Annotated in this window: 14 protein-coding genes; all 14 read right to left on the bottom strand. The window is 51.6% G+C overall.

Annotation, left to right across the window (positions count from 1 at the left end; translation table 11 throughout):
• Positions 1–151 precede the first annotated feature (151 nt).
• Positions 152–1498, bottom strand: a complete 1347-nt coding sequence (locus RCH91_RS20055; protein ID WP_306537014.1) for a hypothetical protein — start codon at positions 1496–1498, stop codon at positions 152–154.
• Between the two features lie 69 nt (positions 1499–1567).
• A complete protein-coding gene (locus tag RCH91_RS20050) occupies positions 1568–2434 on the bottom strand; it encodes an FkbM family methyltransferase (RefSeq protein WP_306537012.1) in 867 nt (288 codons plus the stop codon).
• Between the two features lie 18 nt (positions 2435–2452).
• Entirely contained in the window at positions 2453–3529 is a 1077-nt protein-coding gene (locus RCH91_RS20045; protein WP_306537010.1) for a glycosyltransferase family 9 protein, read from the bottom strand.
• A complete protein-coding gene (locus RCH91_RS20040) occupies positions 3526–4809 on the bottom strand; it encodes a putative O-glycosylation ligase, exosortase A system-associated (RefSeq protein ID WP_306537008.1) in 1284 nt (427 codons plus the stop codon). The genes RCH91_RS20045 and RCH91_RS20040 overlap by 4 nt, the downstream gene beginning before the upstream one ends.
• Before the next feature lie 51 nt (positions 4810–4860).
• On the bottom strand, positions 4861–5454 hold the full coding sequence (locus RCH91_RS20035) for a tetratricopeptide repeat protein (RefSeq protein ID WP_306537006.1): 594 nt from the start codon (positions 5452–5454) through the stop codon (positions 4861–4863).
• A gap of 3 nt (positions 5455–5457) precedes the next feature.
• Positions 5458–6651: a glycosyltransferase family 4 protein gene (locus tag RCH91_RS20030; RefSeq protein ID WP_306537004.1), complete on the bottom strand. Its 1194-nt coding sequence runs from the start codon at positions 6649–6651 to the stop codon at positions 5458–5460.
• Entirely contained in the window at positions 6645–7757 is a 1113-nt protein-coding gene (locus tag RCH91_RS20025) for a glycosyltransferase family 4 protein (RefSeq protein ID WP_306537002.1), read from the bottom strand. The genes RCH91_RS20030 and RCH91_RS20025 overlap by 7 nt, the downstream gene beginning before the upstream one ends.
• Complete coding sequence (locus RCH91_RS20020; RefSeq protein ID WP_306537000.1) at positions 7754–8761, bottom strand: glycosyltransferase family A protein; 1008 nt, start codon at positions 8759–8761, stop codon at positions 7754–7756. The genes RCH91_RS20025 and RCH91_RS20020 overlap by 4 nt, the downstream gene beginning before the upstream one ends.
• Entirely contained in the window at positions 8758–9750 is a 993-nt protein-coding gene (locus tag RCH91_RS20015; RefSeq protein ID WP_306536998.1) for a glycosyltransferase, read from the bottom strand. Before RCH91_RS20015 ends, RCH91_RS20020 begins: the two co-directional genes overlap by 4 nt.
• Positions 9747–10691 carry a glycosyltransferase family 2 protein gene (locus RCH91_RS20010; protein WP_306536996.1) on the bottom strand — a complete coding sequence of 315 codons (945 nt, stop codon included), beginning with the start codon at positions 10689–10691 and terminating at the stop codon, positions 9747–9749. Before RCH91_RS20010 ends, RCH91_RS20015 begins: the two co-directional genes overlap by 4 nt.
• Positions 10691–11593 carry a DUF6492 family protein gene (locus tag RCH91_RS20005; RefSeq protein ID WP_306536994.1) on the bottom strand — a complete coding sequence of 301 codons (903 nt, stop codon included), beginning with the start codon at positions 11591–11593 and terminating at the stop codon, positions 10691–10693. Before RCH91_RS20005 ends, RCH91_RS20010 begins: the two co-directional genes overlap by 1 nt.
• Complete coding sequence (locus RCH91_RS20000) at positions 11572–12366, bottom strand: polysaccharide deacetylase family protein (RefSeq protein WP_306536992.1); 795 nt, start codon at positions 12364–12366, stop codon at positions 11572–11574. The genes RCH91_RS20005 and RCH91_RS20000 overlap by 22 nt, the downstream gene beginning before the upstream one ends.
• Positions 12354–13244 carry a UDP-N-acetylmuramate dehydrogenase gene (locus RCH91_RS19995; RefSeq protein WP_306536990.1) on the bottom strand — a complete coding sequence of 297 codons (891 nt, stop codon included), beginning with the start codon at positions 13242–13244 and terminating at the stop codon, positions 12354–12356. Before RCH91_RS19995 ends, RCH91_RS20000 begins: the two co-directional genes overlap by 13 nt.
• Positions 13231–14361 carry a polysaccharide pyruvyl transferase family protein gene (locus tag RCH91_RS19990; RefSeq protein WP_306536988.1) on the bottom strand — a complete coding sequence of 377 codons (1131 nt, stop codon included), beginning with the start codon at positions 14359–14361 and terminating at the stop codon, positions 13231–13233. The genes RCH91_RS19995 and RCH91_RS19990 overlap by 14 nt, the downstream gene beginning before the upstream one ends.
• Between the last annotated feature and the right edge of the window lies 1 nt (position 14362).

Below are 14362 nucleotides of genomic sequence, written 5' to 3'. Positions count from 1 at the left end.
ACCAGCCCTGCGCAGCCTTATGATCTGGTTCCGCAAGGCCTCCTGCGCTTCTTGATTCAGTGTTCGTGCATCGATCTTTTCCATGCCCGAACGATATCACAAACCGGCTTTTTATGCACTATTTAATTGCCGTGGTAATAGTTCATTCGCTTCACTCAAGCGTCAGCACCGAGACAAAATACCCTCCAACCTGGTTGAGAGGAATATCCTCACTCCTCCACCCTTCCGCAGGTCGCTTGGGCTTCGGAAATCCTGGCGGCAGTGAGCGGTTTTCGTCATCGGAGTTATGGGGATTCACCTTCACGAAATCCATTTCGCCGTTGGCAGGATCGTAAGGATCCCAGACGATCACCGATGTGGTCAGGGTGTCACGCTTTGCCGAGAATAACCTGCCCTCTTTTACGGCCATCACCTTCACGCCCAGCATCTCCGGCTTCACATGATGCACCAGCTTTCCCTTCCATGAACCGCCGGCGGGAATGATAATGTCGCGGGCCGAGGCGATTACGGGGGGCCCATTCTCGAAAAGCAGCTCGACGGCACCCAGACCGCCATCCCCTTTAACTTCCTGCTGAAGCTGACGCATGATGGAGAGATCATCAGACTCCACCAACGCTTTGTGCAAGGTCTCCCGCACCGCGCCGAGGAAGCTGCTGATGTAGACCCGATAGCGTCGTTCCCGGTCCGTCGGATTCCTGATAGTCACCGGCACAACGACATCGCCGGCATCTTTTTTCACCACGGCTGAATGAAACTCCCTCGCGAATCGAGCCGTTGGTTCACGGCGTTCGAGTTTTATCTCGTCGATCTGAAGCAGTTCAGGTTTCTCGATTTTCGGGTGGACATGGAACTGGAGCTGCCTGAGGGACGGAAAAAGCTCCAAGTCATCGGTCACCGCCTGGGCAGCAAAGAAGTGATAGTAGTTCCGGGATATCCTGAAGGCCGATGGCGATAGTGTTACCTTAACCCACCTGCCCGCAGCCTTTTCGGTAAAAGAGAAATCTGCGTAACCGTGCATATTGGAGTCAGTCGCCAAGCTCTTGTTGCTCTTCCCACCCACCCCCATGTCGCCGGAGCGCCAGTGGTAGGTCCAGATACCCAGGCTGTTCGGCAACGGTTTCCCCTCTGCTGTCGCGTCCCCATCTCTAGCGATCAATTGGCTTTCCTCCGGCAGATGGATCCACATGGAAAAGACGTTGGGGCCGATCTTGAGATAACGCTCGTTTCTGGTAACCAGATAACGCCTGCGCACGCTCCCCTGAAAAAAGAGATCGTTATCCTTGCCCGGTTCCAACCTGAATGTAGCGCTCTTCTTTGACCCATCCGCGCCGCTTTCAGCCAGTTTGCCGCGGTAGAAGTCGGACTGACGGAAGCCGATGGGATCGCCCAAGTCACTGCTGGGGATTTCTGACTCAAAACTGGCGAGAGACGAAACGTATGAAACACCTTTACTCTTTGAGGCTTCTCTCGACGCCCCCCAAGAGAAATTGTGGTTCATGATTACTGCAACCGCCAACGTAATTACAGCAAAGTTGAGAATATTTCGAATCAAAGGAATCACCTTAATCTAACCAAGTGGGCTCGTCTTAGAAAAAAGAACGTTCGGCGCACTATCAGTGCAAAGGGCCAGCAGATCGCTGTAACTGGCTGGTGTCAACTTAAGATTATCCAACAGGTATCCCCTGTAGCCAAGTTCATTCATAACACTGAAAAGCTCCTCTGGACTGCTTCCCAGGGAACGCATATATGAACCTGTCACCTCGCATAAAATCGCCGGTGCGTCATTTGCCGCCAAATGTTTACGGAACCCATTAAGAACCAACATTTCAGCACCCTCGACATCAATCTTAACGAGCCTGATGGGTCCCGAATCTGCCAACACACTGTCAAGTTGTTTGGCTGGAATATCCCAGAACTTCCCCGTCCCCGAAATATCGGCACGCATCGAATTCATGCCTGGATTGTGCTCAATCAGTTGGTTAATCCTGACACTTCCTTCCTTATCCGCAAGGGCGTAGTCATGGATCATTACGTTGGTGAATTTATTGATAGCAACATTGTGTCGCAACTTTTCGACTGTCGGCGGGACCGGTTCAAAAGCATGTACTTGGCCCTTGGCACCAATTATTTTCCCTGCGAGCAGCGAAAAATATCCGATATTTGCCCCGATATCCACAAATGTGTCTCCGGGTCGCAAGATTTGCCTGATCAGCCATGTCTCGTTCGGCTCCCAGCATCTCCAGTAATATATGAAATAGTCGAGTTTATCGCCGGTGTTAAGGCGCATAGAGATACCGTACTTGAGTGGGTACTCAATGACAGCAGGTGGGCAAGTAGTACATCTGCTATTGAATAACTGCCAAAAAAACCATTTCCCTTTTTCAATGGGGAAGTAAGAAAAATACATGCGGGCAACTTCTTGTACAATTCCCATAAGATAAATATCCTCGTATTAAGCAGTAAGTTCGCTTATCGGTAATCTTGACGACCGAATTGCAAGTATTTTCATGCATGCGTTGAAAACGTCCTCATAGGGAATGAACTGCATCCCGGCGTTATCCCTGTCTTCGGGTTTACTATGAGGATGATTCGGTGGGAACCTCTGAATCTCTATATGGGGGTGCACATCGTCAAGCGGGATCGTCCTATGAAGGTCATACAGACCGTACAAAGACACTGTGGGCGCCCGTACTGCATGGGCCAGGTGCATAGTGCCAGTATCTGGAGTCACCACGAGATCCGCAAGAGAAAGGAGCCCAGCAAGCCCAGTAAGGCTGAGCTCTCCTGCACTCACGACAACCCGGGCATCATTCGCCATTTCCCGCACTCCCTCACAATATTCTCGTTCATCAGGAGCCCCCGTGAGAACGCAGATTGCGTCGGGGGATTCGACAAAGAGGTCACAGGCAAGACGAGAAAACCTTTCCCGGGGCCACGCCCTCCGGAAGTTGCTTGAACAGAGCTGAAAGACGATCAACTGCTTTCCCTTCCACCCCTTACCGGAGAGCCACGCCAACGCTTCACTCTTCCAACCCTCCTGAACCGGCAGCGTCAGAGGTTCAGTTGCCGCTTTGACTCCCAAGAGCCGAACTGCCCTGAGTCGGTCCTCCACCGCGTGTTCCCTGACATCCCATTCACTTGTGGGAGAGAGGGCCCGGTTAGACAAAAGAAACCGGAAACGATGACGGTTTGGAACATGAACGACCCTCTTTGCACCAGCCAACCGCAAAAGCGGCACAACGTAATCAGGAGATCCGGAAAAAATGACTGCTGTATCAGGTGAAAAACGGGCAATTGCTTGATACATCCTCGCAAGTGTAACGCAACCTTTTAGATTTTTGGTCGATGGGGTTGGCATAGCGATTACTTCATCGGCAACGCCAGACTCTTCGTACAAACGGCTGAACGGTGGGCGAACAAGGAATGCAATTCGACTTTCCGGGAACGCCTCATGGAGAGATTTCAGGGCAGGAAGAGAGAGTAACGTATCTCCCAAGGCTGTCAATGAAACCGCAAGGACCCTGCTCATTTGCCACTCCCTGTAACCGCATGGGCAGGCGCATGGGCAGAAAACGGAGCGAATTCGTTAACTGGCTGAAAAACAAGAGATTCCTGTCGGGAAATAACTGTGAGCACAACCGTTACAGCCACAAGGTGGTAAAGGATGTCCCAGTATGCAACACCGAGGGCCAAGCCTCCTGCCAGATAGGCAACTATCGACAATTGAATCGCCCGTGCGTACCGGATAATCCAATGGTCCGAGTGATTTCGCCACACCCTCGTCAAGCGATGGAGCTTCAACAATGTCCCTCCTATCAGAGAGAGCCATAGGAAAAGCCCCACATAGCCATGCTCTCCCAAGACTTCAAAATATGCACTGTGAGCATCGACCCAGGCCCCCCTGAACGTTTCAAACCCTCCTCCTGTTATGGGACTTTGATTTGCCTTGTTCATGGCGTATTCCCACGCAAGAAATCGACCCTGTACCGACAGGTCCTCATCGTATGTCTTTATGGTATCCATCCGTGAAAACCATTCTTCTGGAAGCCGAGGCACAATAAACGTTACACCGATAATGAGCAATGGAATCACCAACCATTTCCTCTTGCCCATGAGAACGATCCCCGACAAGACAACCGCCAAGGCAAGAAGCCCACCCCGGGACCACGACCCGACCACCGAACAAACCGAAAGGGAAAACATGGCGTAGAAAAAGAGCCTGACGTTTCTGCTCGACGCCTCCCGGGCAGCAAGCGCGATGAGGGGAAGCGACATATTGAGCGCCAAGGCTATCTCATTGTTTCCTGCGTAGAAGGTGTTATCTGGCCCCCAGACCCGGTAGTGAAAACCAGTAGCGAGAGAAAAGAGCCCCCCCTTGAAGCCGATGAATCCGAACGAAACCGCGATTGCCACAATCAGCCAGCGAAGTTTTTCGCGAGAATTGATAAGCCAGAGCGTCGGGAATATTCCGATGTAAATCTTCATGACCTTCATCCACTGCTCCCGAGCGGCAAGAGGAAAATCAGGGGATATGAAAGTTGTTACCGTAAACCAGAGCAAAAGGAGAACGAAAAGGAAAGTCTCACGAGTCCTAGGGAATGGTTGTCGTTCTGAAGGGTTAAGAAAAATGCCAATGCATGTCGCTATAAAGAGTACAAAATAGAGCGGAAGCGTCATTGAGAAGCCCCAGGCATACCGATGAGGATTCAGATAGGCCATAATGGCTAAACCGATCACACCGAGCCAAGGGCGACGCAAAGCGGTTATGCACGCTCCACAAGTAAATAGGACTACAAAAATATCACGCATGATTACCCTGGAAAGTAAAACACATTCTTTACGGACCCGTTGTTAACATTGTCACTTCGTCTGCCGTTTTGGAGCCACTGCCTCAAGTTTGTTAATAAGTCCCGTCTGATTGACACCCAGTTCCTTGGCCTTAAGTGCATGAAACCATGCACGCTCGTAATCCTTCTTCTTCATATATGGAAACCCTATAAAGTAGTGTGCAAGGCCTCTTTCCGGTTGTTTCTCCAATACCTTTCCATACAAGCGTATTGCATCATCATGACGACCAAGCTTGTAGTATTCGGTGGCAATGTTCATCTGGACATCCGGCATGCCATCCGACCACTTTTCTGCACTTTTAAAGTCTTCCAAAGCCAATTGCGTATTTTGCAGACGGAGATAGGACATCCCTCGGTATAAATAGCACATTGATCCACGTTCATGGTCATTCGGCTCAAAAGGCCAATTTTTTTGCACCTTTTCTTCTATGAAATACCAGATCGCTCCCTTGAACTCCCCTACAGCAGTTTTGAAATCACCCTTCGACATAGCCTGAATGCCTTGATCCATGTGCGTATTGGGATTGGTACGTGCGAATGAACTACTTGAAAAGACGATAACAAAAGCCGAAATTAAAAAAGCTGAGACGAAAAAACATTTTCTCATTTGCTACCTCCTAGTTTTTCTCAATTGCCGGTAGACCCCTTCTACCAGTTGTGCATGCTTATCTAAGCCATACACGGATAGTGCTTCCTCGCGAGCGGCCTTGCCGATTCGTCTCCTAAGCTTATCGTCCGCAAGGAGTTTCACAAGGGCTTGTCCCAAGGCATAGGGGTCTCCTGGAGGGACAAGCATCCCCGTGACACCCTCCTCGAGGATCTCCGGGGGAGCCCCTAAAGCCGATGCCACCACTGCAGCTCCTGCCGCCATACCCTCAACAATGACTCTCCCGAATGGTTCAGGCGACAGGGAAGCATGAACGACAATATCGAGCTGCCGGAAGATCTGCTCCGTGTCTTTACGAAAGCCCGTAAAAACAATACGATTCGAGGTTCCTGTTTCCTCAGCCACACTTTCGAGCCGTTCCCGATACCATTCATGCCCCTCAGGAGCCTCTCCCATTATGATCAAGCGACACTCGGGAAAGATTTCAAGAACGTGCCGCATGCTTCTAATAACCGTTTCCTGCCCCTTCCATTCCATCAATACCCCGGCTATCCCAACAAGTGGGGCATCGGCAGGAATCCCGAACTCATCACGTATGTTCAACTCTGTCTTATCCGAAAAACGTGAGAAGTCGAACCCCTCAGGTACAATCGTCACTCGCTCGGGCGAAACACCAAACTTCAAAACCTCGTCCCGGATAAACTTTGAGACCGGCAAGAAGTAGTCGATGGCCCCCATCACCCTTTTAGTCAGAGATGAATCCCAAAGGGTACCCCGAACATGGCAGACACACGGGATACCAACAATACGTGCAGCGATAACACCAGAGAGGTTGCCCACAGGATCATTATTGATGTGAATGATGTCTATCCTGTTCCTCCGGGCATAGGTGATGATTGCGAACGCTTGGGGGAAGACATTGAAGAGATAGTCCGCCAGAGACAGGAGCTTGCTGCGAAGGGGAAATGAAGGGAGAGCCGCGGCCACTTTCCCGGGATCGAAGAATTTCCCGCTCATCGTAGCCCAAACAGAAACGGGGCCGAAGCGTCGATACTCTCCAGACGATGCAGTCGTGAGGACATGTGGTTCAAACTCGTCACGGTCGAGAGCCTCCAACAGGTTAATGAGACTGATCACGGCCCCGCCGTAGCCGACCCCATTCTCGCAATAGAGGATACGCCGCTTTTCTCTCAGCACTGAAGGAGCCTCCGGTACAGTTGGTCGATATTCATCCTGAATGCCTCAAGACTGAACTTTCGGAAAATCATTTCTCTGCCAGCTGCACCCATTCGCTGGGCCAAAGCCTCATCTTCGATCAACTGCACGCATTTCTCCGCGTATGCGCCCACATTGTCCGGATCAACCAAGAATCCCGTTGTCCCATCCTCAACCACCTCCGGCAGGGCCGTTGCGGCCCCTGCCACCACCGGTAGCCCTGAGCTTGCGGCCTCCAACGGAGCTAGTCCTAACGCCTCATTGCAGGAGGTGAAGAGGAAAATATCCATTGCAGAAAGGAGGGCAGGAACGTCAGCACGGTAGCCTAGAACCAAGATTCGACCTGAGAGGCCAGCTGCCTCAACTGCCGCAACGACATCCTTTTCAAGCTCACCCGCCCCGGCAAGGATAAACCTCGCCCTAGGGAATTTGGTGCAGACAACCGAAGCGATGTCTACAAAAAGCAGGGGTCTCTTGCCGGGAAGAAGTTGGCCCACCATTCCCACCACTGGCTCGTCGGTGGCAATGCCTAGCTCTAGCCGAAGTCGCTCCCGCTCCACTATGTTTCTGCAAAAACGATCAGTGTTTATGCCGTCAGAGACAATTGATAGTCTGTTACCAGCTATTCGGTAATCACGGGAAATCCATGTGGAGACAGCAACTACGGCGTCTGCCCAAGCGATGAACGCACCCACCCTGGAACTCTTCAGGTGTTTCCCTTGAACATGGGCTATAGCTGAAATACCTCTCATTTTCGCCACTGGAAGTACATACTGCATGGAAATGGCACTCGTAGCATGAACCAAGTCTATGCTTTCTTCCCGGACCATATTGCGTACCTGGGCGACTGATTGAAGGTAGGCACGAAGGCTCCTTCCTCCGTAAGGGAGAACCGTCGCAAGCGGAAATACCTTCGTCTTGACACCTCTTGCAGCCAGTTCCTTGGCAAGGACCTCGCTCTTACAGAGGGCCGTGGGACGGAATCGACTCCGGTCAAGAGACTCCACAATATCCAGAAGAACCCGCTCACTACCTGCGATCCAGTTGTCGCCCGAGTGGACGTAGAGGACCTGTTTTAGCTCTGTCATGCCCCCGGACTCTCCATATGCCCTGCACCTTCGCGAAATGCTCTGATCCTGTGTATCAGCGATGTGGGGAGAAAAGTCGATGCCCAATAAATGAGCCCTGACCGGGTCACCTGATACCGCAAGCTCGCACGGAAAGCCGCCCTGGCTTCTCGCAATTTCATACCGGAAAAAAGATAGTATCCCCGGGTAAAATGGATATCCCGCAGTTTCCGACGAAAAATTTGCCAATGCTGAGACGCCTGCTCGGGGCAGAGGATTCGAATACTCTCGATTGCCCGAAGACCATTGAGGTTGGAAGCAATAAAATCTCTGGAAGTATTTGAATCATGAAGCCTGCGGCAAAGCATTATTTTATCGATAAATCCCACCTTATAGCGGGCAGCAAGCTTCAACCATAGGTGAACGTCCTCGGCATGGCCCAGCGACTCATCGTAGCAGCCAACCGAAACGATGCATTCACGGCGTGTCATCTCCGTCCCGGTAAGGATCAAATCACGCATAAGCAATTTTTCAAAAAGTCCCGTAATCCCTTCCGGGTTATCAAGGGCGCTGACAAGATGACCGTACTTCCGAAAAACAGAAGGAGTAACCACTTCATCAGACCCACGGAAAAATCGGGAGTCCCCAAACGTCATCGCCAGAGTTGGCCTTTCCTCGAGAAATCGGACTTGCTGTTCCAACTTGTCTTCAGGCCACCAATCGTCGGCATCCAGCATGCAAAGGTACTTGCCGGTTGCGACGCGAATACCGGCATTACGGGCTCGGGAAGGTCCACCATTCTCCTGACGAATGCAGCGCACCGTGATCTCATCCGCCTCTTCACTCCGATCACGAAACGAGATGATCTTTCCCCAAGTATCATCTGTTGATCCGTCGTCAACAATGATGACCTCGATGGGGCGGTAAGTCTGCTTTTTTACAGATTCCAAACTTTCATCAATGAATGCTGAGGAATTGTACGCAGGGACTATGACTGTAACAAGGGGGCATTGACCGCAACTCATGATACCGTTGCCCCTCTATAGCGCTCCAGACAATCACGGAACTCTGGACGGAATCTATTTTCCCACCACCCAAGAAGAAATCCAGCATTGGTTGTGACATTTCTCGTCAAGACAATGAGAGGAATGTAAAATTCACAGAAAAAGCTATTGCACTCTCCTCTCAGTCCCCGCACCACAGGAAGAGCAGCGATCAGGTAAAGATACATAAGAACAAGGACCGCTGGAATCCACAGCAACGGGAAAAACACTCCTCCAATAATGCAGAGAATCCATGCGGCATGATACCGTATCCAGTAAAGCGACCCGCTAACGCTGCCCAAAAGGATCCGACCGTTTCCCCTGCCATACAGGAAATACATCTTTGCCAGTTTGCGTAGATTCGGCCGAGGCCTCCAGCGAACAACCGCCAGCGGCGCAGACGCAATCCGGCACCCTAACTCTTTGAACCGCAGAGCAAACAGGGTGTCCTCACCGGTGTACAACCACTCAGGATACCCTCCAGCCTGCTCCCACGCGTTCTTGCGAAAGGCGGAGGAACGACCGAAAAACAAGGAGGGTTCTTCGGCTCCAGCGTCCGACTCTCGAGGGACGGCGAGAAGAGCCGCGTAATACTCAAATCTGGTGGTCCACTCACCCCTGAACGAACCGGCCACCGCTGCGATGTCGGGATCGGTGAACCTCTTGAGTAATTCCTCCAGCCACGCACCTTCTGGTATACATCCGCCGTCTGTCACGGCGATGATGTCACTCTTCGCCTCGGCAATCCCGATGTTTCTTCCGCGAGCGATGTTGACGCCAGGGGCGCGGTGAACGCGAATTCTCGAGCCTTCACCCGCATATCGCTCCAAAAGCTTGAGTGTTCCGTCCGTTGATCCGCCGTCAACTATGACAATCTCGTCCGGCTGCCTCGACTGAGAGAGGAGGGCTTCGAGGAGAGAAGAGAGGGAGAGCTCTTCGTTGAGCACCGTCATGACCACGGAAACCTTCAAAGCGTCTCCTCCCGTTTTCTCAGATCCATCCAGCGGCTATATCTGCCACCGATCATCCCGAACGAGTGTGCGGCAGTCATTGCCTGTCGCATCGCCCCTTGCCTCCCTCCAACAAGTAAAGGTACGGCATGCATGAAATGACGAAATGCCTGGGTAACCAAAAAGGGAGGGACTCCAAGAATTTCACGACTATAGGTCGAGTCTTCCCACATTCCACTCTTCCAGCCAGAAGTATAATGAAGCTTTATGAAGTATCGCCGTGATATTCGCCACTCCTCCACATCGTGATGGACCGCCATATCGGGGCGATATCGCATTTTTATACCCCGCTTCAGGAGTTCCTCAAACATCATGACGTCCTCACCACCTCCAACAGCATATCCCTGGCGGTTATAGCGGGAATCAAAGCGAAGCCCATCAGCAAAGAGATCCATCCGATATGCAATGTTCGACGTCCATACTGGGGTCGATCCGTTGGTGATCCAAAATGGTTCTTCTCCGTAATTCACCTCTGAGAGAAACCCTAAGAGATTATCCTCAAGCCATTTTGGTCGTTCAATGGGGAAACGAACCTTAACACGCCCTCCCACAGCCTCTGCCTTTTCCTCAACAAGAGCATGGACAGCAGCTGAAAGCATGCCAGGGAAGGGAATTTCATCATCATCGATAAAAACCAGATAATCGGACCCTCTCTTTAACGTTTCCTCAATGGCCCGATTACGTGCTGGAACGATACCGGGGGTGCGTTCTGTCACGAAACGGAGAGAGGGGGACCCTCCTGAATGCTCCGATAGGACTTCCGCAGTTCCATCATTGCTGTTGTTGTCCACAAAGAGAATCTCAAAGTGGATTGGTGATTGAAGATTTTTCAACGCCTCTATCAGAGGAAGTAGACGTTGCTTACGGTTGTAAGTGCATACAGCAAAAGTTACAGTTCCCATCAAGGAGTACCCATAGTATTGGAAGCAAGGCCAGACCAGTACTGATAAACCAACTCTCGGTATTCACTCGGATCGATCTTAATATTTGATTGAATCGTCACTGCCAGCTTTTCAGCAGGAATTTCAGCATGTCCCGATCTAAATATCTCATAGCTTGTTTCATCCCAGATAAGATGGTGAAATGGAGTTTCAAGTATCTTTAGTTTTTCAGGTCGTAGTATCTCTTCGATAAATGTACCATAAATTGTGTACTCCGAGAAAACACCATGGTCATAAAGAACTCTCTGCCATTTAATACCGTGAAGATTCTCTATATATTTTCGCATCGCGAGAATCCACTCCCGGTACCAGATAGCAGGCCATCCCATGTAATGATGCTCCGTTGGTCCAGAAGGCAGTTGAAGAATCTGCCTCGCCTTTTCAAAATGTTCTCTTTGCTTTGCAGATTCGGATTGGGGAGTGATTCGCACCAGAACAGGATCGTCAATTAAATGCAAATCAACTGAAGAAAAATGGCGCATAAATACGACATCCGAATCAATTATGACGACGGCATCAGCCGTCGGGACAATCTCCGGCGCAGAAATTTTCACAACCTGCTGGGTTATCCACCCTGGACGTCCTCCCAAATGGTGAAATCGCCACTTATGTGCTTTCGGCAGGAGACGGCTCAAGATCCTATAGCCTTGCGTTGGGTAGTAATACTTCGGTACGAAATCCTCCTGAACTAGCACCTGAACGCCGCTGTCTGCGCAACGCTCAAACGAGTGGCGGTCCTCCCTGGGAACGACAACGTAATGGTTGCAGCTCTCATGGAAAAAACGCTGAATACTTTCCCGAAGCAGGAGAAATCTTTCGAGGTCTCCTGAATATGAGGGAGTCAAAAATGCATACGACGCCATGCTAACATCTCCGCTGTCAGGTACAGAAGACCCAAAATTTTTTGTTTAATTGATGGGTTGTTATCTCCATAAATAAGCTTGCAACCAAAAATAAAAACTGAGTCCATCCCGGTCACCTCTATCCGTCTCAGGCGCATAAAAGACGGCGATGCTGAAGCAAACCCTGAATCAGTGGTACATGCCGTATGAAAACCTGAGTCACCTACTGTCTCGGCAATCGAAGCACTATAACATCCATACGGGTAAGAAAAATGGCGGACTGATATTCCGGTATTTTCCTCTATATCTCTTCGAGATCCCTCAATTTCGCTGACAATTTGCCATTGATCCAGAGAAGAAAGCCTCTTATGGGTCCGAGAATGAGCCCCCAAATTCATTCCTCTATCCCTTACTTGGCGAATTTCTTCCCAATTCATCAACTCTCTGCTTCCGTGTACCCATTCAGCTCGCTTGCCTGCAAGACCACTTACAATAAAAAATGTCGCCTTAAAGCCATACTCCTCGAGGACCGGGAGAGCGTATTTCAGATTGTCGCGATAACCATCGTCGAAGGTTATGACAACCGGCTTTTCCCCTCCTGCCCGCCCCTCAGCAAGGTCGTCGAGGGTATAGGGGGAAAAACCCAGGCGCCGAAGAAAGGCAATCTGTTTCCGGAAACGGTCAACAGGTACGGAATATCTCCCTGCAGGCTCACCGGGCCCAGCGATGCTGTGGTACATGAGGATCGGCACCCGCTGGGGCAAGACGACCTCTTCCTTTCTTACCGCAGCCATGCAGCAAGCCTCTCCCTTAAGCCCTGCCGCACCACGACTACTTCAGGAATTGGCGCCGGAAGCTTCTTATCCCGATGTATCTTCTGGGCAAATGCCATCAGCGCAAGAACATCCTTTGCCTTCGCATGGTCAACGTTGACAATCCATCCTGGGGTTTTCACCGAAAAGGCCGCACCGCCAATCCGCTTGCCCAGAATCTCGGGGAGCGGAACAAAATTCTTCTTGAAGATCGTTCCGGCGTTCGGAAACCCGAGATCGTGCTGCTCGCGCACCACGGCCATTCGCTCCTCTATGTTTCTCGCTCCCACCCCTGGATCCTGCGGAGGAAGCCGGAACCGTGCACCCAGAATCACCCAGGCGGGCATCTGCTGAAAAATCGATGTGCGGTAGGAAAAACCGCAGTCGTCGCGGGTTATCGTTCTTATCTTCGATCCGTCAAAGACATCCACCGAAAGGATGTGGTCCGATATGGCCTTCGCGTATGACTCCCCCCTCCCGGCGTTCATAACCACAGCCCCGCCAATGTTTCCCGGAACCGAATAGAGGTACTCCATGCCGTGGAGGCCGTGTGAATGGCAGAAGCGGATAAAGGTCTGGAGCGGCACACTGGAACCCGCCGTGACGGTTTCACCATCGTAGTCAAGTTCATTGCACGCAGCGGTGTTTCTGATCACGACCCCTCTGAAACCGGCATCGCTGAAAAGCACATTGGAGCCACGCCCCAGGACGAAACATGGGGTCCGGTTTCTCAGGCACGTCGCTAACGTATCCAGGAGGGACGCACGATCGGGAGGAGTTACAAGCCGATCCGCTGGACCGCCGATCCGGAACGTCGTGCAGGATGATAGCGGCTCGTTTTTTATCTCACTTGGAGGCACCAGTTATAACCTCCCTGACTTTCCCGGTGAACTCTTCAGACCTTCTGCGGAACATCACAACCGTCTGTGCTACTGCCTCCCGCGGCCACTCTCCAGCAGTGATAAGCTGCACCGGACGCTCCAGATCCAGCTTTCCGTTCTCGGCCGGCGACGCATAAAAGTGACCGACATTGAACCGACGCAGCAAATCCTTGAGCTTCGTGTCATCGTCGAGAGGGTTTCCGTAGAAATCAACGGCAACAAACGGGGTTCCCGACAGAAGGCACGAGATGCACGCATGCATCCGTTGAAGAATGCAGAAGTCCATCATGCCGAGAGCAACGGACCACTCCAGCGGCGTCAGGCCTAAATCGTGGAGAGGCACGTCAGCCTCTTTGTTGGCAAGGGTAAAGGATACAACCTGCCACCCCTTCTCACGCAGCTGCCTGAGCACTGCATTCCCTGGCGGTGAATCCATGAGAACTACTCCCACCCGTGGCCTTGAAAAATCTACACCGGCCTGCTCCAAACGACGCCGAAGGGCTTCACGGTCCACAAGTGACTGGAAGTCATAGGAAAAGGTAGGATCGGGCACCCACTCTCCCTTTTCCCTGAGTTGTGGATCGAGCCATTCCAGAAAACGCAGCGTGCGTTCGTCACGGATTCCAAGGAGAGAGTATCCTGAAAGGATCTCCCTCATCTGCTCCCGATGTCTGGACGGAATCGTCCGCCAGTCAGTGGAACCGACCGATGCGGCATAGGCAATCCGTGGGATGCCAAGGGAGCCATCGGCCCAGTAGGCATTGGGAAAGGCAGGGCACCAGGGGTCGGACTGCTCCGCCACAAGACCCAGAAACTTTCTGCTGTATTTCACCTTCCACAGTTCATCGCTGCCCGTGACCACTGCAGAACAGTTAGTACGGACATAGGAAAAAGAACGAAGGTGCCCATCGTCCACAAACTTATCCGAACTGAGGGGAAGTGTTTCATCAAGAAACGTCTCCAGAGTCCTGGTCCGATCACTTGTGGGGGGGCCATAGACGGCAACCTTGGCAGGATATCGCTGGTCAACAATTTCGACGCTTGCTCCGGGGACAGACTTCTCCAGATTTCGTGCAAGGGAAAATGCCTGGAGCATT

Source organism: Geobacter sp., from assembly GCF_030834625.1.
Taxonomy (GTDB): domain Bacteria; phylum Desulfobacterota; class Desulfuromonadia; order Geobacterales; family Geobacteraceae; genus Geobacter.
The sequence above is the reverse complement of the archived record's forward strand: the minus strand, read 5'-3'. Positions and strand labels throughout refer to the sequence as shown.